19 protein-coding genes are annotated in these 19,948 nt (G+C 70.2%); 6 read left to right on the top strand and 13 right to left on the bottom strand.

Annotated elements, in window-relative coordinates; all coding sequences use genetic code 11:
* Window positions 1-30: 30 nt before the first annotated feature.
* The 7 genes from ACFYXF_RS30730 to ACFYXF_RS30760 all read right to left on the bottom strand — a co-directional run bounded on the left by ACFYXF_RS30730 (window position 31) and on the right by ACFYXF_RS30760 (window position 7,966).
* Entirely contained in the window at window positions 31-201 is a 171-nt protein-coding gene (locus ACFYXF_RS30730) for a hypothetical protein (RefSeq protein WP_389354432.1), read from the bottom strand.
* A 13-nt stretch (window positions 202-214) separates the two neighbouring features.
* A complete protein-coding gene (locus ACFYXF_RS30735) occupies window positions 215-2,086 on the bottom strand; it encodes a protein kinase (RefSeq protein WP_389354434.1) in 1,872 nt (623 codons plus the stop codon).
* Between the two features lie 78 nt (window positions 2,087-2,164).
* Window positions 2,165-3,481 (bottom strand): DUF6777 domain-containing protein, encoded by a 1,317-nt coding sequence (locus ACFYXF_RS30740; protein ID WP_389354436.1) that lies wholly within the window; start codon window positions 3,479-3,481, stop codon window positions 2,165-2,167.
* Between the two features lie 180 nt (window positions 3,482-3,661).
* Complete coding sequence (locus ACFYXF_RS30745) at window positions 3,662-4,615, bottom strand: cytochrome c oxidase assembly protein (RefSeq protein WP_389354438.1); 954 nt, start codon at window positions 4,613-4,615, stop codon at window positions 3,662-3,664.
* A 117-nt stretch (window positions 4,616-4,732) separates the two neighbouring features.
* A complete protein-coding gene (locus tag ACFYXF_RS30750; protein WP_369037029.1) occupies window positions 4,733-5,758 on the bottom strand; it encodes a 6-phosphofructokinase in 1,026 nt (341 codons plus the stop codon).
* 200 nt (window positions 5,759-5,958) lie between these two features.
* Window positions 5,959-6,690, bottom strand: coding sequence for a glutamine amidotransferase (locus tag ACFYXF_RS30755; RefSeq protein ID WP_329280088.1), 732 nt, complete (start codon window positions 6,688-6,690; stop codon window positions 5,959-5,961).
* A 37-nt stretch (window positions 6,691-6,727) separates the two neighbouring features.
* A complete protein-coding gene (locus tag ACFYXF_RS30760; protein WP_389354440.1) occupies window positions 6,728-7,966 on the bottom strand; it encodes a MurT ligase domain-containing protein in 1,239 nt (412 codons plus the stop codon).
* Between the two features lie 147 nt (window positions 7,967-8,113).
* Here ACFYXF_RS30760 and def point away from each other — a divergent pair, with 147 nt between their 5' ends.
* Window positions 8,114-8,659: a peptide deformylase gene (def, locus tag ACFYXF_RS30765; RefSeq protein ID WP_389354441.1), complete on the top strand. Its 546-nt coding sequence runs from the start codon at window positions 8,114-8,116 to the stop codon at window positions 8,657-8,659.
* 64 nt (window positions 8,660-8,723) lie between these two features.
* Here def and ACFYXF_RS30770 read toward each other — a convergent pair whose 3' ends face one another.
* Window positions 8,724-9,368, bottom strand: coding sequence for a TetR family transcriptional regulator (locus ACFYXF_RS30770; RefSeq protein ID WP_389354443.1), 645 nt, complete (start codon window positions 9,366-9,368; stop codon window positions 8,724-8,726).
* 171 nt (window positions 9,369-9,539) lie between these two features.
* Here ACFYXF_RS30770 and ACFYXF_RS30775 point away from each other — a divergent pair, with 171 nt between their 5' ends.
* Window positions 9,540-10,766 (top strand): acyl-CoA dehydrogenase family protein, encoded by a 1,227-nt coding sequence (locus ACFYXF_RS30775; protein ID WP_389354445.1) that lies wholly within the window; start codon window positions 9,540-9,542, stop codon window positions 10,764-10,766.
* Between the two features lie 78 nt (window positions 10,767-10,844).
* Here ACFYXF_RS30775 and ACFYXF_RS30780 read toward each other — a convergent pair whose 3' ends face one another.
* From ACFYXF_RS30780 to ACFYXF_RS30800, 5 genes are all read right to left on the bottom strand, one after another.
* Entirely contained in the window at window positions 10,845-11,084 is a 240-nt protein-coding gene (locus tag ACFYXF_RS30780; RefSeq protein WP_327693272.1) for a DUF6213 family protein, read from the bottom strand.
* A gap of 25 nt (window positions 11,085-11,109) precedes the next feature.
* The gene (locus ACFYXF_RS30785) at window positions 11,110-12,504 is read right to left on the bottom strand and encodes an NADP-dependent succinic semialdehyde dehydrogenase (RefSeq protein ID WP_389354447.1); all 1,395 of its coding nucleotides are present in this window, start codon (window positions 12,502-12,504) and stop codon (window positions 11,110-11,112) included.
* 87 nt (window positions 12,505-12,591) lie between these two features.
* Window positions 12,592-13,083, bottom strand: coding sequence for an NUDIX domain-containing protein (locus ACFYXF_RS30790; protein WP_389354449.1), 492 nt, complete (start codon window positions 13,081-13,083; stop codon window positions 12,592-12,594).
* The gene (locus ACFYXF_RS30795; RefSeq protein WP_389354451.1) at window positions 13,080-14,618 is read right to left on the bottom strand and encodes an ATP-dependent DNA ligase; all 1,539 of its coding nucleotides are present in this window, start codon (window positions 14,616-14,618) and stop codon (window positions 13,080-13,082) included. Before ACFYXF_RS30795 ends, ACFYXF_RS30790 begins: the two co-directional genes overlap by 4 nt.
* Before the next feature lie 242 nt (window positions 14,619-14,860).
* Window positions 14,861-15,799 carry an NAD(P)/FAD-dependent oxidoreductase gene (locus tag ACFYXF_RS30800; RefSeq protein WP_389354571.1) on the bottom strand — a complete coding sequence of 313 codons (939 nt, stop codon included), beginning with the start codon at window positions 15,797-15,799 and terminating at the stop codon, window positions 14,861-14,863.
* Window positions 15,800-15,876: 77 nt separating this feature from the next.
* Here ACFYXF_RS30800 and ACFYXF_RS30805 point away from each other — a divergent pair, with 77 nt between their 5' ends.
* From ACFYXF_RS30805 to ACFYXF_RS30820, 4 genes are all read left to right on the top strand, one after another.
* On the top strand, window positions 15,877-16,479 hold the full coding sequence (locus ACFYXF_RS30805; protein ID WP_389354453.1) for a helix-turn-helix domain-containing protein: 603 nt from the start codon (window positions 15,877-15,879) through the stop codon (window positions 16,477-16,479).
* A gap of 116 nt (window positions 16,480-16,595) precedes the next feature.
* Complete coding sequence (locus ACFYXF_RS30810; protein ID WP_389354454.1) at window positions 16,596-17,582, top strand: NADPH:quinone oxidoreductase family protein; 987 nt, start codon at window positions 16,596-16,598, stop codon at window positions 17,580-17,582.
* Window positions 17,579-18,766: an acyl-CoA dehydrogenase family protein gene (locus tag ACFYXF_RS30815; RefSeq protein WP_389354456.1), complete on the top strand. Its 1,188-nt coding sequence runs from the start codon at window positions 17,579-17,581 to the stop codon at window positions 18,764-18,766. Before ACFYXF_RS30810 ends, ACFYXF_RS30815 begins: the two co-directional genes overlap by 4 nt.
* Window positions 18,763-19,854, top strand: coding sequence for an acyl-CoA dehydrogenase family protein (locus ACFYXF_RS30820; protein WP_389354458.1), 1,092 nt, complete (start codon window positions 18,763-18,765; stop codon window positions 19,852-19,854). Before ACFYXF_RS30815 ends, ACFYXF_RS30820 begins: the two co-directional genes overlap by 4 nt.
* The last annotated feature ends 94 nt before the right edge of the window (window positions 19,855-19,948 follow it).

Here is a 19,948-nt window from a genome sequence, read left to right on the forward strand (position 1 = left end):
CACCAACTAGCCCATTCGGGTGAACGGACGTCAGGTGGGGCGGGTGACCACCATCCCGAGGGTGATCAGACCCAGCACCACCCAGCCGAACCACAGCCAGCCGTTGCTGCCGAGCGCCACCGTGTAGGCCGTCACCGCGACGAGCCCGCCGACGGTGAGCACCCCCATGGTCTTCGTGGAACCGTTCGTGGAACCGGGCATCGCAACACCCTCCTCATGGTTCTTCTCCCTCCATGGTGCCCCCGTTCTGCTTCCTGACGGTGCACACGACGAAATGGGTTTCGGAGTCCCACGCTCCGCGACTCGTCCAGGACCCGGCCTCGTAGACCGACGGATCGAAGCCGTAGTCGGTCGGCGACACGTCCTTCGCGCAGGCCCTGTCCGACAGGTCCCGGGCCTTCTCGAACGGGACACCGGCGTCCAGCCGCGCGAACCCGAGGACCTGCTCGTCGTGCTCCGCCGTACAGGCGACCAGCCGGGCCTCCCGCCTGGAGGGCGCCTTGAGACAGTCCCGCTTCTGCATGGTGGCCGTGTCCAGGAACGCCTGCCCCGGCTCGCGGTACGGCCCGATCGGCCCGTACACCGGCCCGTGCGCCCCGAGCAGCAGACAGGCCGTACGCCCCTCGGCGGCCTCGAACCCGCCCTCGGCCGGCACGACGGCGTACCCGCGTACGTCCGCCAGCTTCTCCCTGAGATCCCGGGTCCGCTCCTCGCACTGGGCAGGCCCCTGCTCCCGCGCCTCGGCGGCGGACACGGCGTCCACGACCGCCAGCACCTGCCCGTCGGGCGGCGCGTCCCGGCAGGTCGGGTCGACGGTCAGCCGGGGCGTCCCCCGGAAGCGCGCACCGCCGGGCCAGTCGGCGATCACACAGTCGCCCTCCGCCAACGGCACGGCGAGGCCCACGGGGTCGCCGTACGGCTTCGCCACGGTCTGCTCTTCACCCTGCCCGCCGCCGCCCGGCGGGTCACCCAGGGTCAGCCAGACCCCGACACCGGCCAGGGCGACCCCGAGCAGGGCGCCCAGGGCGGCGGGGAGGGCGCGGTGGCGACGGGGCGGAGGCGGTGGGGGGACGGGCGGGCCGAAGCCGGGCGGGGGCGGTGAGGGCGCTGGGGGGCCAGGCAGGGCCGGCACGTGCTGAGGCCCGTGCAGCAGCTCGGGACCGCCCCACGGCGGCATCGACCCAGGGTCCGTCCTCGTACGCTCGTACGGGTCGACCTGGGGCGTGACGATACGGTCCAGCGCGGCCTCCGCGCGGGCCGCCGTGATCCGCTGCGCCGGGTCCTTGGTGAGCATCGCCTCCAGCAGCGGCCCCAGCGCGCCCGCCCGTTCCGCCTTCCGGGGCTCCTCCATGACCACCGCGGTGATCTCCGCGAGATGCGTCTCCCGCTCGAACGGCCCGATGCCCTCGACGGCGTAGTAGAGCGTGCAGCCCAGCGAGAACAGATCGGCGGCGGCGGTCGGCGGCCCGCCGGTGGCCCGCTCGGGCGCCAGATAACCTGCCGTGCCGACGAGGGCCGTCGACAGCGTGTACCGCGTCTCGCCCGCGTCCGGCTGCACCGATATGCCGTAGTCGGTGAGCAGGATCCGGGCGTACGGCGTCCCGGTGCGGTCCGGCGCCAGCAGGATGTTCGCCGGCTTCACGTCCCGGTGCATGATGCCCTGCTCGTGTCCGGCGGTCAGCGCGTCCAGGACGGCGAGGCCGATACGGGCGCACTCGGCGGGGGCGAGGGGGCCGCGCATGTCGACGAGGTCGCGCAGGTCGAGGGCGCCCGCGACGTACTCCATGACGATCCAGGGCAGGCCCTCGTGCTCCAGGACGTCGTGGACGGTCACCACGTTCGGGTTGCCGCGCAGCACCGCCGCGTGGCGGGCCTCGGCGCGGGCGCGGGCGACTCGGGCGGTGCGTTCGTCTGAGGCCTCGGCCTCGTCCCGGAACACGATTTCCTTGAGGGCGACCTCGCAGGTGAGTCTCTGGTCGTGGGCGAGCCAGACGTGGCCCATGCCGCCGCTGCCGAGTTGGTTGAGCAGGAGGTAGCGGCCGGCGATTACCCGGCCCACTCCTGAGGTGGGTGATCCTGATGGCATCCGGTTGCTCCCGCTGGGTGGGTGGTTCGTTGTCGGGTGCGGGCCCGGTGGGGGCTTGTCGCGCAGTTCCCCGCGCCCCTAGGGGGTGGTGGTGGCTGTAGGTGAAGAGCTCGGCTCGGGGGGTGGCGGGTCGGGGGGTGCGCTGGTCGTTTCCGGAGGTGTGCTGGGTGGGTCGCTCGACGGAGGCGGTGGCGGCGGTGGAGGTGGGGGTGGCTCGGGGGTGGGTTCCTCGCTCGGGGGGCCGGTGTCCGGGGTGCCGGGGTCGGACGGTGTGGGGTCGGACGAGGGCGGGTCGGGTGTGGGGGGTGTCGGCTCGTCACTGGACGGTGGAGGCGTCCCGGGATCGGATGACGGAGGTGACGGGTCGCTGCTGCCTGGTGTCGGGGTGTCGGAACCCGGTGGTGAGACCGACCCCGTCCCTGGGGCGGGCTCAGAGCCTGTGCCCGTCCCAGGGCCCGTCCCAGGACCCGACCCCGGACCTGTCTCCGGGGGAGTGGTGACGTCGTTTCCGTCGCTGCCGCCCGTGCCGTTGTCGGGCGTCCCGGACTCGATGTGGACGCTCAGCGTGACGTACGAGCCGAAGGGGAGCGCGGTTCCCGGGCCCGGGTTCGAGCCGGTGACGGTGGCGTTGGACGGGGGCAGGCCGTCGGTGTCGTAGGCGGTCGCCAGGCCCAGGTTGGTCAACTGGCTGCTCGCGTTGCCGAAGGTCGTACCGGCGAGGGACGGCACCTGGTGTCGCTCGCGCGTGTCGAAGACCTTGTCGGCCTCACCCTTTGTGCCGGTCTGGCGGTAGATGCCCCGTTCCGGTTCCTCCACGTCGACCAGGGCGAACCGGTCGACCTTGCTGGGTGCGGGACGTACGAGCACGACCTCGTCGGCGTCGTAGTCGCTCCACTTCTTGTTGCCGTCCTCGAACTCGACGGAAATACGGTCCGTGTCCCCCTTGAACGGCTTCAGCGGATTTCCGCATGAACACTTCACGGCGGGAACTCCCGCCTCATCGACGAGAACCGCGATTCCCGCCTGGAGCAGTGCGTCGAAGGGGACCGCTTTTTCCTTCTTGTAGTCGTGGTTCTTCACGAGGGTGTCGTGACGCAGGAGAACAGGCGTGAGGCGGTCGAGATAGGCGGGAATCCCAGACTGCGGAATATCGACCACACGTGCCCATTCCTGGGCCTTCCTGTTGTTCCTGGGGTCGGTGAGGAATTTCTTCAGCTTGTCGACGTCACAGACCGTCGGCTTCCTCGTGCCCCCGTACAGCCCGGGCGTGCTGCCCTGCTGCAGGCTGCTGCCGTGTGCGGGCTGCGAACGCACCTGGGCGTCCTGGCCCAGACCGCTGTTCTCGTCGAAGAACGGCGCGAGGGAAGGCACCCCCGAGGCCACCGCCTTCACCACCGCCAGCGGCGCCTCTCTGTCGCAACTACTGGCGAAAACAACGCACAGCAGTGCGACTGCCAGCCGCTGAAGTCCATGTTTCCTGAAAGCATGAAGCGTCATACCCGCTCCCCCCGGCGGTTACGTCAGTCCATGCTACTGAATGAGAAAGTGTTTCTGGCAAGGGGAATTAAAGTTGATTCAGCGTCCGCGTGCGTTCAGCGAGGCCAAATAGGCGTTGTACGCCTCGAGTTCCTTGTCGCCGTCCCGGTCGGCGGCCCGGTCCTGACGCTTCGCCTGCCGCTGCTCCGAGCCGTACCACTGGAACAGCAGTGCCAGCAGCACCAGTACGGTCGGAATCTCACTGAACGCCCAGGCGATACCGCCGGCCGCGTTCTGGTCGGACAGCGCGTCGATGCCCAGCGAGGCGGGCGGGTTCTTGTACGCCTCGACCATCGGCTCCGACGCCATCATCAGCGCGATCCCGAAGAACGCGTGGAACGGCATGCCCGCGAACAGCTCCAGCATCCGCATGAGATAGCCGGGCCGGTTGGGGCCCGGGTCGACGCCCATGATCGGCCAGAAGAAGATCAGCCCGACGGCGAGGAAGTGACACATCATCGTGATGTGCCCGGTCTTGGACTCCATCAGGAAGTCGAAGAGTGGCGTGAAGTACAGGACATACAGGCTGGCGATGAACAGCGGGATGGTGAACGCCGCGTGCGTGACGATCCGCATGTACCGGCTGTGCAGCACCGCGAGCAGCAGCTCACGCGGCCCCTTCCGCCGCCCCCGCCCCGCGACCGGCAGCGCCCGCAGCGCGAGCGTGATCGGCGCGCCGAGCAGGATGAGGATCGGCGAGACCATGCTGATCACCATGTGCTGCACCATGTGCACGCTGAACATGACCATGCCGTAGTCGTTGAGCCGGGTGCACATGACGAGCATGACGCTCAGCACCCCGAGCACGAACGAAACGGTCCGCCCGACAGACCACTTGTCCCCTCGCCGGGCCAGCCGCACGACCCCCCACGCATACAGCCCAAGCCCCACAAGACAGGCGACAAGGAAGAACGGATCAGCGGACCACCCGAGCCCCCGCCCCAAGGTGAAGGGTGGAAGATCCATGGTCATACCGTGCCCGCTGTGCTCCATCCCCCCAGAGTAGAACCGCCCCCGGCAACGACGAGGACCGGGGGCGCCCCTTCAGGGGCGCGGGGAACTGCGCGACAAGCCACAGCGGACCCGCACCCGAAGAACAACGGTCAACGGCTAAAGCACACACTCGGCCTCGGCATACCGACCCTCAGGCACCGTCTTCAACGTCTCCACAGCCTCGGCCAGAGACACCATCACAATGTCCGTCCCCCGAAGCGCGGTCATCCGCCCGAACTCCCCCCGATGAACCGCCTCCACCGCATGCCACCCGAACCGAGTAGCCAACACACGGTCGTACGCCGTAGGCGTCCCGCCCCGCTGCACATGCCCCAGGATCACCGGCCGCGCCTCCTTCCCGAGCCGCTCCTCCAGCTCAAGGGAGAGCTGCCGAGCGATCCCGGCGAAGCGCTCATGGCCGTAGACGTCCTTGCCGCCCTCGTCGAACTCCATGGACCCCGCGCGAGGCTTCGCGCCCTCCGCGGCCACGACGATCGCGAACCGCTTCCCCGCCTCGAAGCGTGCGCCGACGCGCGCGGCCAGCTCCTCGATGTCGAAGGGGCGTTCGGGGACGACGATGGCGTGGGCGCCGGCGGCCATGCCGGAGTGCAGGGCGATCCAGCCGGTGTGGCGGCCCATGACCTCGACGATCAGGACGCGCTGGTGGGACTCGGCGGTGGTCTTCAGCCGGTCCAGGGCCTCCGTGGCGACCCCGACGGCCGTGTCGAAGCCGAAGGTGACGTCGGTGACCGCGATGTCGTTGTCGATCGTCTTGGGGACACCGACTATCGGCAGGCCGTTGTCGGACAGCAGCCGGGCCGCCTTGAGGGTGCCCTCGCCGCCGATCGGGATGATCGCGTCGAGCCCCAGCTCGGCGACATGCCCCTTGGCCCGCTCCACGCCGTCCCGCAGATGCTCGGGGCGGACCCGGGAGGAGCCGAGGATGGTGCCGCCGCGAGCGAGGATGCCGCTCACCGCGTCGAGGTCGAGCTTGAGGTAGTCGCACTCCAGGAGGCCCTTCCAGCCGTCCCTGAAGCCGATGACCTCGTCACCGTGGTCCACGACGGCACGGTGCACGACGGACCGGATGACGGCGTTCAGGCCGGGGCAGTCGCCGCCGGACGTCAGGACACCAATGCGCATCGCCCGAAAACCTTCTCCACGTGGGCCGGGACCGGACCACGCTGTCCGGCTCGATCCCCGCCACCATACCGGCGGCGGGGTCCCGGGCCGTAGCACCCGTCCGCGTGCTGGACACCGCCGCTCACCTGTGCGGATGCCCCGTCAGACGGGCTGGTGACGTACACACGCACGGCAGGTGTACGAACAGCGGGCGGAGAGCGTCAGGCGGGCTGCTGCTGTGCCGCCGTGATCCGCTCGTTGCGCAGCGCCTCGTACCAGCGGTCGTCGGTCGGCGGCAGCGCGTTGACGTCGAGGGCCAGTTTCAGCAGCAGGTCCGCGATCAGCGGGTTACGGGCCAGCACGGGCCCGTGCATGTACGTACCGAAGACCGTGTCGTTGTACGCGCCCTCCGTGCCGTCCCCCGTGCCGTTGCCCTTGCCGAGCCGCACCTTGGCGAAGGGGCGGGCGGTGGGGCCGAGGTGGGTGACGCCCTGGTGGTTCTCGAAGCCGGTCAGCGGCGGCAGGCCGAGGCGCGCGTCGATGTCTCCGAGTACGTCGCCCACGCACCGCTCGCCCTCGCCGCGCACCGAGACCACGTCGAGGAGCCCGAGGCCGGGCTCGCGCTGACCGAGGTCGTTGATGAACTCGTGGCCCAGGATCTGGTAGCCGGCGCACACGGAGAACACGATGGCGCCGTTGCCGACGGCCCGGTGCAGACCGCCGTCGCGGCGCAAACGTTCCGCCGCGAGCCGTTGCGGACGGTCCTCGCCGCCGCCGATCAGATAGATGTCGCCGGAGGTGGGGATCGGCTGGTCGCTGCGCACGTCGAGGCGGGCCACGTCGAGGCCGCGCTGCCGGGCCCGGCGCTCCACGACGAGCGCGTTGCCCTGGTCGCCGTACGTGCTGAGCAGGTCCGGGTAGATCCACACCAGACGCAGCTGGTTGTCGCTCATGAAGTGATCGTCCTCAGTGGTCGGTTGGCGGCAGTCGTCAGTTGCCGACGCGGCGGCGCAGATCCTGGAAGGCGGTGTAGTTCGCGATGACCTCGATCCGGCCGGGCGGTGCCAGCTGCACGGCCTGGTCGGCGTTCTCGCAGACCTGGAAGTGCTGGTTGGCCACTTCGAGCCGGACCGCGAGGTCGAGCTTCCGGTCGCCGATGACGAAGATCGGGTGCCCGGTGAGCTGCGTGTAGTCGACGTCCCACAGCCACGAGGTGTCGGTGCCGTCGGCGCCCCGCGCGTTCACGGAGAGGATGACCGGGGTCGGCGGCAGGTCGATCAGGGAGAACGTCTCCAGCCAGCCGGCCGGGTTCTTGGCCAGCAGCAGCCGCAGATCGCGCTGCATGAACTGCACGACGTCGTACCGCCCGGCCACCGCCTGGACCTGGTACATGCGCTCCAGACCGACCTGCGGCGGTACGCCGAACACGGCGGCGACAGCGGCGGAGGCGGCCGCGTTGGACTTGTTGGCGCGCCCCGGCAGCTGGAGGTGGATCGGCCAGGCCGACCCGTGCGGGTCGAGGACGTGGTCGCCGCTGAGCGCCCAGCTCGGCGTGGGCCGGCGGAAGCCGCACTGACCGCAGAACCAGTCGTCGCCGGGCCGCTGCATCACGCCACCGCAGGACGGGCAGGACCAGGCGTCGTCCTTCCACATCTGCCCGGCGGCGACCCAGATCACGTTCGGGGAGGAGGAAGCGGCCCACACGATCAGCGGGTCGTCGGCGTTGGCGACGACGACGGCCTTGCTGCCGGCGAGCCCCTCACGCCAGTTCTCGGCGAGCATGCGGGTCTCGGCGGCGCGGTCGAGCTGGTCGCGGGAGAGGTTGAGGAGCGCGATGCACTTGGGGTCCGTGTCGCGGGCGACACCGGCGAGGTACTTCTCGTCGACCTCGATGACCCCGAACTTGGCGTCCGAGCCGCCCGCGAGCGCCGAGGTGATGCCGGCGGGCATGTTGGCGCCGAGCGCGTTCGACACGACGGGTCCGGCGGCGCGCAGGGCCTCCGCGATGAGCCGCGTGGTCGTGGTCTTGCCGTTGGTCGCCGAGACCAGGATCACGTCGAGGTTCTGGGCGAGCCGGGCGAGGAGGTCGGGGTCGAGTTTGAGGGCTACCTTGCCGCCGATCACCGATCCGCTGCCGCGCCCCGCCGCACGCGAAGCCGCCGCTACGGCCTTGCCCGCCGTCACGGCCAGCTTGGCCCGCGGAGTGAGCGGGTCCGAGTTGCCTGCCATCAGATCTCGATCCTCCCTGCGTACGCGCCGCGCCTGTGCCTCCGGCCACGTGGTGTGGACCTCAGCCTATCGAGATCCGTACACCGGACCCGCATCGCGGCACCACCTCGGCGCCCGCGCGACTTTGGTGACCGTACCCTTGCGGCCATGCGACAAGGCTCCATCCCGGGTACGCGAGGCCGCGTCCGCCCTCTGACACTGCTCGGTGACCCGGTTCTCCACACCCCCTGCGCGGAAGTCACACACTTCGACGCCGAACTCGCCGCGCTGGTCGAGGACATGTTCGCGACGATGTACGCGGCCCAGGGCGTGGGCCTCGCCGCGAACCAGATCGGCAACCCGTCGCGGGTCTTCGTCTACGACTGCCCCGATGACGAGGACGTCCGTCACGTAGGGCACGTGGTCAACCCCCGCCTGGTGGCGGCGGAGGGCCTGCTGCTGCGGGGCCCGGAGGGCTGCCTGTCCCTCCCGGGCCTGGAGGCGGGCACGGAGCGATTCGACGAGGCCCTGGTCGAGGGCTTCACGGTGACGGGGGACCCGGTGAGGGTGACGGGCACGGGCTTCTTCGCAAGATGCCTCCAGCACGAGATGGACCACTTGGAGGGCCGAACGTACGCGGACCGAGTAACAGGCTGGCGCCACAAGAGGCTGATGCGACAGGCAAACCGAGCCTCTTGGCACCGGGCGGGGTGATTCCGTAGGGGCGCGGGGAACTGCGCGACCAGCCCCCACCGACCGGCAGACAACACACAACCCTTCAGAACCCCGGACCCCCCACGCGATCCCCAGCGGCAGCGAGCCGCCCCCACAACAAATCAGCCAAACTCCGCACCAACTCAGCCCGAGAGCACGGCCGTTCCCCAAGCCACCAGTCCCCAGCCGCGTGCATCATCCCGACTATCCCGTGCCCCCACACCCGAGCCAACTGCTGACTCCCGGGACCGAGATCCAACCGATCCTCGATCACCTGGGCCAACTCCTCACCCATCAGCCGAAGCAAGGGCAGCGAGTGCTTCCGCACATCGAACCCGGGATCGCCGGGTGACACCCCGTCCGCGGGGTGCATCAGGAACCGGTACACCTGAGGCCGCGCCTCGATCGCCGCGAGGTAGGTGTCCAACGTCGCCTCCACCCGCTCACGCCGCTCCGCCGGAGCATCCAGCGCGGCCCGCAGCGAGTCCAGCAGCGCGTCGGTGTGCCGCTTGGCCAAGGCGGCGTAGAGTCCGCCCTTGTCACCGAAGTGCCGGTAGAGAATGGGCTTGGTGATGCCCGCCTCGGCGGCGATGGCGTTCATCGAGGCGCCGGGTCCGTCGCGCAGCACCACCCGGTCCGCGGCCTCCAGCAGCTCGCGCCGACGGCGGTCGGCCGACCGCTGTTGATCGGTCTGCTGCGTGGAATCCATGGTCTCTCCCCACCCCGTGCTGATATCGGTGCCGCCTGCGCAAACTAACACTCATCGGTCGATGCCCATCGAACGGGCTGCCGACCGTGGTCCGGGAGTTGACTTTTCCTACCGACGGGTAACAGACTCCAGTTACCGCAGGTAACATGCTAGTGCAGCACTGGAGGGGTCATGGCCGAATTCACCATGGAGCTCAACGACGAACAGAAGGAGGTTCGCGACTGGCTCCACGGTTTCGCCGCCGATGTGATCCGGCCCGCCGCCGCCGAATGGGACGAGCGCGAGGAGACCCCCTGGCCGGTGATCCAGGAGGCCGCGAAGGTCGGCATCTACTCCCTGGACTTCTACGCCCAGCAGTACTTCGACCCCACCGGCCTCGGCATCCCGATGGCCATGGAGGAACTCTTCTGGGGCGACGCGGGCATCGCCCTCTCCATCGTGGGCACCGGCCTCGCCGCCGTGGGCGTCCTCGCCAACGGCACCGAGGAGCAGATCGGCACCTGGATCCCGCAGATGTACGGCGACGCCAACGATGTCAAGGTCGCCGCCTTCTGCTCCTCCGAGCCCGACGCCGGCTCCGACGTCGCCTCCATGCGTACCCGTGCCGTGTACGACGAGGCCAAGGACGAGTGGGTCCTCAACGGCACGAAGACCTGGGCGACCAACGGCGGCATAGCCAACGTCCACGTCGTCGTGGCCGTCGTCGACGCCGAACTGGGCTCCAAGGGCCATGCCTCCTTCATCGTCCCGCCGAACACCCCCGGCCTGTCCCAGGGCCAGAAGTTCAAGAAGCACGGCATCCGCGCCTCGCACACCGCCGAGGTCGTCCTGGAGAACGTCCGCATCCCGGGCTCCTGCCTCCTCGGTGGCAAGCAGAAGCTCGACGAGCGCCTGGCACGGGCCCGTGAGCGGGCGAAGTCCGGCGGTGAGCGGGTGAAGAACGCGGCGATGGCGACGTTCGAGGCGAGCCGCCCCGCCGTGGCGGCGATGGCGGTCGGTACCGCCCGGGCCGCGTACGAGGTCGCGCTCGACTACGCGAAGACCCGGGAGCAGTTCGGGCGCCCGATCATCGACAACCAGGGGGTCGCCTTCCAGCTCGCCGACATGCGTACGTCCATCGACGCGGCGCGGCTGCTGACGTGGCGGGCGTCGTGGATGGCGATCAATGGGAAGCCGTTCACCGCGGCGGAGGGGTCGATGTCGAAGCTGTTCGCGAGTGAGACGGCGAAGAAGGTTACTGGGCAGGCGATTCAGATACTCGGGGGTAATGGCTACACCCGGGAGTATCCCGTCGAGCGGATGCACCGGGATGCGGCGATCTACACGATCTTTGAGGGTACGAGTGAGATTCAGCGGTTGGTGATTGCTCGGACCTTGTCCGGGATGCCGATTCGGTAGTTCGTCGGCTGCGGGCCGTGGGGGCTGGTCGCGCAGTTCCCCGCGCCCCTAGGCGGGACCCCTCACCGGCATCAGAAGTTACCCCGATGCGCTGCCGCTGCTGTGCGCGATGCAGGCCACGTCGATTCGGTCGGCCAGTTTGGCCAGTTCGATCGTCAGGGCGGCCACCGTGTCCTCGTCGAGGTTGTCCTGGCCCGCTTCCACGAGATGCAGCCAGCGACCCCCGACCGTGCGCAGCAGTTTGCTGACGTCGGAGGCGGCCACCTGCAACGTGCCGCGGTCGTCGACGATCAGAGGCAGAGTCACTTCGCGGTTCACAGGGGGGATCGTAGCCGCGGAACGCTCACGCTCCGTGCCATACCGTCGTGATGTTGCAGAACTCGCGGATTCCGTGTCCCGACAGTTCACGCCCGTACCCGGACCGCTTCACCCCGCCGAACGGGAACGCCGGGTGGGACGCGGTCATCCCGTTGACGAACACACCGCCCGCGTCAAGATCCCGTACGAGACGGTCCACCTCGGCCTCGTCCCGGGTCCAGACATTCGAACTCAGCCCGAAAGGTGTGTCGTTGGCGATCGCCAACGCCTCCTCCAGATCGGCCGCCCGGTAGAGCGTCGCGACCGGGCCGAATGTCTCCTCCTGGTGAATGCGCATCTCGGTCGTGATGTCGGCGAGGACGGTCGGCGCGTAGTACCAGCCGTGGTCCGTGAAGCCCTCGGGACGTTCGCCTCCGCACAGAACCGTCGCGCCGCTCTCCACGGCCTCGTCGACCAGCGACTCCAGGTCATCGCGTCCCTGCTCGCTCGCGAGCGGACCGACCTGAGTGTCCTCGGCCAGCGGATCGCCGACCTTCAGCGCGGCCATGGCCGTCGAGAAGCGTTCCGCGAACGCGTCGAAGACGTCCGCGTGGACGATGAACCGCTTGGCGGCGATGCACGACTGACCGTTGTTCTGCACACGCGCAGTCACCGCGACCTGCGCCGCCCGGTCGACATCGGCGGACGCCAGGACGATGTACGGGTCGCTGCCGCCCAGCTCCAGCACCGTCTTCTTGACCTCGTCCCCGGCGACGGCCGCCACCGCGCGCCCGGCGGGCTCGCTCCCGGTGAGCGTGGCCGCCCGTACGCGGGGGTCACGCAGGATCTCCTCCACCGCGCCCGACCCGATCAGCAGCGTCTGGAAGCAGCCCTCGGGGAAGCCCGCCCGGCGGAACAGGTCCTCCAGATACAGGGCTGTCTGCGGCACGTTCGATGCGTGCTTGAGCAAACCCACGTTGCCCGCCATCAGCGCCGGCGCCGCGAAGCGGATCACCTGCCAGAGCGGGAAGTTCCAAGGCATCACCGCGAGCACCGGCCCGAGCGGACGGTAGCGGACCAGGGCCCGGGAAGCACCGGAGTCCTTGACGTCGGCCTCGGCGGGCACTTCGTCGGCAAGCAGCCCCTCGGCGTGGTCGGCGTACCAGCGCATCGCCTTCGCGCACTTCGCGGCCTCCGCGCGGGCCTGGGTGACCGGCTTGCCCATCTCGACCGTCATGGTGCGGGCGATGTCGTCCCGGTCCTCGTCGAGCAGGTCGGCGGCCCGGTGCAGCAGCCGGGCGCGCTCGGCGAAGCCGGTCGTGCGGTGCGTACGGAAGGCCGCCTCGGCGGTCGCGAGCCTGCGCTCGATCTCCTCCCCGCCCATGGCCTCGTACGTCTTGATGGTCTCGCCGTTCGCCGGGTTCACCGTCGCGATGGGCATGCTGGTCTCCTGCCTGAGGGCTGTCCTTCGACCTTCCCGCGCGGCGATGGCCCCCGCAACGTGTACGCCGACCACCGGCACGGTCTCTCAACGTCCCGAGTGCTCCGCCAGCCGGTCCAGAAACCCGGTCTGGGCCGACACGATCACGGCCCGCGCCCGCTCCATCGTGAACCACTGGACCCGGTCCAGCTCGGGAAACTCCTGCTCCCGCCCCGACCCCCTGGGCCACTCCATCCGGAACGTGCCCGGCACGACAGCGGCCGGATCGAGATCGGCCTCGATCGCCCACGCCGTGACGACCTTCCCACCGGCCTGCCGTACGTCACCCAGCGGCACGGCCTCGCCGTCCGGCGGCGCCAGCCCCAGTTCCTCCTCGAACTCGCGCCGCGCCGCGTCCCAGGCGGTCTCCCCATCCACGTACTCACCCTTGGGGATCGTCCAGGCCCCGGCATCGCGGCGGGCGAAGAAGGGCCCGCCCATGTGCCCGAGCAGCACCTCCGGCACGGCATCGGGCACGGCCAGCCGGAACAGCAACAGTCCGGCGCTGCGCTTCCCGTTCGCCTTCGCCCTCGCTGTCACTTTGTCGCCTCCGGATGCGCGGCCAGCAGGGTCTGTACGGTGTCGGCCTCGGCCGGGGTCTTGTCCTCGCGGTAGCGGATCACGCGGGCGAAGCGGAGGGTGACGCCGGCTGGGTAACGGGTGGAGCGCTGGAGACCGTCGTACGCGATCTCCACGACCAGTTCCGGCCGTACGGTCACCACCCAGCCGTCGTCCGACACCGCCAGCGCCTGGAGCCGCTCCGTCTGCCAGGTCAGCATCGCGTCGGTCATGCCCTTGAAGGTCTTGCCGAGCATGGCGAAGGTCCCGTCGGGGTAGCGGGCGCCGAGGTGGAGGTTGGAGAGCTTGCCGGTACGGCGGCCGTGGCCCCACTCGGCGGCCAGGACGACCAGGTCGAGTGTGTGGACGGGTTTCACCTTCAGCCAGGAGGCACCGCGCCGGCCCGCGCTGTAGGGGGCGTCGAGGGCTTTGACCACGACACCCTCGTGGCCGCGCGCGAGGGTGTCGGCCAGGAACTTCTCGGCGGCGGGGATGTCCGCCGGGCCGCCTGTGAGCAGGCGCCCTACACGCATCGGCTCGGGGACGAGGCGGGCCAGCGCGGTGTGCCGTTCGGCGAAGGGGAGGTCGAGGAGGTCGTGGCCGTCGATCGAGAGGGCGTCGAAGAAGACGGGGGAGACGGGGGTCTCCCGAGCCGCCGTCGTCACGTCCACGCGTGAGCCGACGCGGCCGGCGGTCTCCTGGAAGGAGCGTGGCCGTCCGGCGGCGTCGAGGGCGATGACCTCACCGTCCAGGATGAACCGCTCGCCTCTCAACGTCCGTGCGGCGGCGGTCACTTCGGGGAGTCTGTCGGTGATGTCGTCGAGAGTGCGGGTGTAGAGGCGTATGTCGTCGCCGTCGCGGTGGACCTGGACGCGGATGCCGTCCAGCTTCTCCTCCACGGCACAGGCGCCGAGTTTGTCCACGGCTTCTGCGATCGAGGTGGCGCTGTGGGCGAGCATGGGCTGGACGGGGCGGCCGACGGTGAGGCGGAAGCGGGCGAGGGCTGGTGCTCCTTCGGTGAGAAGGGCTTGCGCGACGGGTTGGATGGCGCCCGCGAGCATCACGGCCCGCCGTACGTCCGCGGGCGGTGCGTCGGTGGCGACCGCCAGCCCTTCGACGGCGACCGCGTCGAGTGCGCCCTGCCTCACCTCGCCGGTGATGAGCCCGAACAGGAAGCGCTGCTCGTCCGGGGTGGCCGCGGCCAGCAGCTCGCCGACCAGGCGTTTGCGTTCGGCCTGCGAGCCGGGGCCGGTGACGGTGCCGATGGCTGTGAGCCGGGCGTCGACGTCTCGGACGGTGAGGGAGGGGTCGGTGGCGCCGGGGATTTGCTGGTCCAGCATCTTCCAGCCGATGCCTAGGCGTCCCTGCGGGAGGCGTCCCGCGAGGTAGGGGATGACGATGGGGACGTCGTCTGGGGCGGCGTCCCGGAAGAGTTCGGCGAGCAGGGTGATCTTGCGGGTGCGGGCGGAGGTGGCGGCGACTTCCTGGGAGACGTGGGTCAGCCGGGTGAGCAGCATGGAGCCATGGTGCAACGGGGGTGGCGGGTTCACACCTGGACGGCTTTGTTTCGCCCCCGCCGCCCCTACCCGTTCCCATCCCTGGGGGCTGCGCCCCCAGACCCCCCTTTCGGCCTGAACGGCCTCGTCCTCAAACGCCGGACGGGCTGGTTTGTCAGCCCGTCCGGCGTTTGAGGACAAAGGGGGTTCGGGGGCGGAGCCCCCGAGGATGGGACGGGTAGGGGCGGCGGGGGCGAGGAAACCTACCCGAACACCAGGTCCGCCACGATCGCCGTCGCCGCGCGGTAACCCCCGCTCGCCGCATGGATCACCTGCTCCCCGAATCCGATCGCGTTGCCCGCCGCCCAGACACCCGGCACGGTCGTCAGGCCCGTCGCGTCCACCTTCGGATACACACCGAACGGCGTCTCCGTCAGTTCTGCGCCCAACGACTCGAACAGGACGTTGCGCGGGACGGGCCGTGGCGCGACGAACACCGTCTCGCGGGCGTACGTCGTGCCGTTCGTCAGGCGGACCCCGGACAGACGGTCCGCGTCCGTCGCCAGGGACTCCACCTCACCCGGGACCACCGTCACGCCCGCCCCGTCCAGCCTGCGCCGGTCCTCCTCCGTCAACTCCTCCTCCCGCACTGTGTGCAGGAACAGCGTCACGTCCTTCGACCACCGAGCCACCAGCAACGCCTGATGCACGCTCGCCGGCGTCGAGGCCAGCACCCCGAACGCCCGGTCCCGTACCTCCCAGCCATGGCAGAAGGGGCAGTGCAGCACATCCCGCCCGAAGCGCTCGGCCACGCCCGGTACCGCGGGGAGTTCGTCCCGCAGGCCCGTCGCGACGACGAGCCGCCGGGCGCGCACAGTCCGGTCCCCGCTCGCCAGGGTCACCGTGAAGTCCTCGCCCTTGGCCACGCCCACCACCCTGTCCTCCACCAGCTCCACCCCGTACCCCGCGACCTCAGCCCGCCCCACCGCCAGGAACTCGGCCGGCGCCATGCCGTCCCGGGTCAGATAGCCCTGCATGTGCGCCGCCGGCGCGTTGCGCGGCTCGCCCGCGTCGATGACGAGGGTGCGAACGCGGGCCCGGCCCAGGATCAGTGCCGCCGACAGTCCCGCCGCGCCGCCTCCGATGACGACGACCTCGTACGACTCGCTCTCGTGCTGCTGGGTCATGGTGACCACCTCCACCACGACCGTCGCCCGTCCGCTGCCGCATTGACAAACATCTTTGCCGAAACTGCAATGGAGGCGTGGATGAGACGCGTGTGGATGAGACGAGCGACGACACCGGCCATGTCCTTGCCGAGGTGGGCCCCCGCCTGCGGCGGATCCGCAAGGAGCGGGGGGCGACGCTGGCCGGGCTGTCGGCCACCACCGGGATCTCCGTCAGTACGTTGTCGCGGCTGGAATCCGGGCTGCGGAAGCCCAGCCTGGAGCTTCTCCTGCCGATCGCGCGTGCCCATCGCGTCGCGCTCGACGAACTGGTCGGGGCCCCTGCCGTCGACGACCCCCGCGTGCGGGCCAAGCCGATCGTGCGGCACGGGCGGACGTATCTTCCGTTGACCCGGCAGCCTGGCGGGCTCCAGGCGTTCAAGGTGATCCTGCCGGCGGGCAATGAAGAGCCCGAGCCTCGTACGCACGAGGGGTACGAGTGGGTGTACGTGCTGTCGGGGCGGCTGCGGCTGGTGCTCGGAGAACATGATGTGGTGCTTGGGGCGGGGGAGGCCGCCGAGTTCGACACGCGGGTGCCGCACTGGTTCGGGACGGTGGGGGAGGGGCCCGCGGAGTTTCTCAGCCTGTTCGGGCCGCAGGGGGAGCGGATGCACGTACGGGCGCGGCCGGCCCGTTCGAAGGGTTCGCGGTCGTGACGTACGCGACTGTTCAGGACCCGGTCCCGACGGTTCCCTGATGTGCAAGCGACCGCTTAGTATGCGATCGAGCCCGGTCAGGTGAACAGGACGAGCGCAGTTCCGTGGAGGCCCCCATGCAGGCATGGCAAGTGCACCAGAACGGTGAGCCGAGCGAGGCGATGGTCCTCGGTGAGGTGGAGCGGCCGGTGCCCGGTGAGGGCCAGGTGCTGCTGAAGGTGCGGGCCGCGACCATCAACTTCCCGGACGTGCTGATGTGCCGTGGGGAGTACCAGGTCAGGCCGCCGCTGCCGTTCACCCCCGGGGTGGAGATCTGCGGTGAGACCGAGGACGGGCGCCGGGTGATCGGGAATCCTGTGCTGCCCTTCGGCGGGTTCGCCGAGTATGTGGTGGCGGATCCCCGTGGGCTGTTCGCCGCCCCTGAGTCGCTTGACGACGCCGAGGCCGCCTCCCTCCTCATCGGGTATCAGACCGGCTGGTTCGGGCTGCATCGGCGGGCCGCCCTGGAGGCCGGTGAGACGCTGCTCGTGCACGCCGCCGCGGGTGGGGTCGGCAGCGCCGCCGTACAGCTCGGGAAGGCCGCCGGAGCCACCGTCATCGGTGTCGTCGGCGGGGCCGAAAAGGTGTCCGTGGCGCGGGAGTTGGGCTGTGACGTCGTCATCGACCGGCGTACGGAGAACGTCGTCGGGGCAGTGAAGGAAGCCACTGGGGGGCGGGGCGTCGATGTCGTCTACGACCCCGTCGGCGGGGACGCCTACACCCAGTCCACCAAGGTCGTCGCCTTCGAGGGGCGGATCGTCGTTGTCGGGTTCGCCAGTGGGGGCATTCCCAGCCCCGCGCTCAACCACGCCCTCGTGAAGAACTACTCGATCCTCGGGCTGCACTGGGGGCTGTACAACACCAAGAACCCCAAGCTGGTCCAGCACTGCCACGAGCAGCTCACCGAGCTGGCCGCCCGGGGCGCCATCAAGCCGCTGGTGAGCGAGCGCGTGCCGCTGAGCGGGGCCTCCGCCGCCGTGCAGCGCGTCGCCGACGGTGTCACCACCGGCCGGGTCGCCGTGCTGCCCGCCCTGCCCTCCCCGGAGAACGGAGCCGCCGCATGACCGTCGTCGACGCCACTGAACTCACCCGGCTCACCAAGGAGTTGCTGGCCGCTCATCCGCCCGCCAGTACCGATCGGCTCGACTTCCTCAAGGCCCGGTTCGACGCCGGGCTCGCCTGGGTGCACTACCCGGAGGGGCTGGGCGGGCTCGGTGCGCCGCGTTCCCTCCAGGCCGTCGTGGACGCCGAGTTGGAGGCCGCGGGTGCTCCCGACAACGATCCGCGGCGCATCGGCATCGGGCTGGGCATGGCCGCGCCCACCATCCTCGGCTTCGGTACCGAGGAGCAGAAGCGGCGGTTCCTGCGGCCGTTGTGGGTGGGGGAGGAGGTCTGGTGCCAGCTGTTCAGCGAGCCGGGGGCTGGTTCCGACCTCGCCGCGCTGGGTACGCGGGCCGTCCGGTCGGGGGACGACTGGATCGTCAACGGGCAGAAGGTGTGGACCTCCAGCGCCCATCTCGCCCGCTGGGCGATCCTCATCGCGCGCACCGACCCCGACGTGCCCAAGCACAAGGGCATTACGTACTTCGTCTGCGACATGACCGACCCAGGCGTCGAAGTGCGGCCGCTGCGGCAGGTCACCGGTGAGGCCGAGTTCAACGAGGTGTTCCTCACCGACGTCCGTATCCCGGACGCCCATCGTCTCGGCGAGATCGGCGACGGCTGGCGGGTCGCGCAGACCACGCTGAACAACGAGCGCGTGGCCATCGGCGGTATGCGACTGCCCCGCGAGGGGGGCATGATCGGGCCGGTCGCCAAGACCTGGCGCGAACGGCCCGAGCTGCGCACCCACGATCTGCATCAGCGGCTGCTCAAGCTGTGGGTCGACGCCGAGGTCGCCCGGCTCGCCGGTGAGCGGCTGCGGCAGCAGCTCGTCGCGGGACAGCCCGGCCCCGAGGGCGCCGGCATGAAGCTCGCGTTCGCCCGCCTCAACCAGGAGATCAGCGGCCTGGAGGTCGAACTCCTCGGCGAGGAAGGCCTGTTGTACGAGGACTGGACCATGCGCCGGCCCGAACTGGTCGACTTCGTCGGCCGTGACGCCGGATACCGCTACCTCCGCTCCAAGGGCAACAGCATCGAGGGCGGGACCAGCGAGGTCCTGCTGAACATCGTCGCCGAGCGTGTCCTGGGTCTGCCCAGTGAGCCGCGCACCGACAAGGACGTCGCCTGGAAGGACCTCGCCCGATGACCGATCTTCTGTACTCGGAGGAGGAAGAGGCGCTGCGCGCCGCCGTCCGGGATCTGCTCACCGACCACTGCGACTCCGCCGGCGTCATCACCCGCATGGAGACGGACGCCCCGCACGACCTCTCCCTGTGGAAGTCCCTCGCCGAAGGCATGGGGCTGGCTGGTCTTCTGGTGCCCGAGGCACAGGGCGGCCAGGGGGCCTCGCACCGTGAAGTCGCCGTCGTGCTGGAGGAGTTGGGGCGTGCCGTCGCCCCCGTTCCGTATCTGACCAGTGCCGTCGTCGCCACGGAAGCGCTGCTGGCCGGTACGGGCGACGCGGCCGGTGAACTGCTCACCGCGCTCGCCTCCGGCCGTACGATCGGCGCCCTCGCCGTCGCGCTGGACGTGGCTCCCGGCGGCGCCTACAAGGTCGTCGCCCACGAAGGCGGCCTGCTGCACGGCGAGTTGACCGGCATCGCGGACGCGGCGGTCGCCGATGTGCTGCTGGTTCCGGCCGACGACGGTGGGCTGTACGCCGTGGACACCGGCTCGGATGCTGTCACCGTCACCCCACAGGTCTCCTTCGACCTCACCCGGCCGGTCGCCACCGTCGTCCTCGACGGCGCCTCGGCCCGGCTGCTGGGCGACGCCGAACCCGCCGTACGACGTGCGCTGCGGGCCGGGGCCGGACTGCTCGCCTCCGAGCAACTCGGGCTCGCCGACTGGGCGTTGACCGAGACCGTGCGCTATCTGAAGGACCGCAAGCAGTTCAACCGGCCCGTCGGCGGCTTCCAGGCCGTCAAGCACCGGCTGGCCCAGCTCTGGCTGGAGGTCGTCAGCCTGCGCGCCGCCGCCCGGGGTGCCGCGGACGCCCTCGCCACCGGCAGTGCGGACACCGACGTCGCGGTCGCCGTCGCCCAGTCCTACGCGGCCCCCGTCGCCGTCCGTGCGGCCGAGGAGGCGCTCCAGCTGCATGGCGGGATCGGTATGACCTGGGAGCACCCGGCCCACCTCTGCCTCAAGCGCGCCAAGGCCGACTCGATCGCCTACGGCACCGCGGGCGGCCACCGCGCCGCCCTCGCCGAACTGGTCGACCTGCGCGCCCCCTGACGTAACCCTCGTACGTCCGCGAAAGCCCGCCCCTGTCCGGGGGCGGGCTTTTTCGTGTGCGGAGCGGCGGTGAAATGAACACGCAGAGTCAGCG

Source organism: Streptomyces sp. NPDC002680 (assembly GCF_042889145.1).
In the GTDB taxonomy this organism is placed as follows: domain Bacteria; phylum Actinomycetota; class Actinomycetes; order Streptomycetales; family Streptomycetaceae; genus Streptomyces; species Streptomyces adonidis.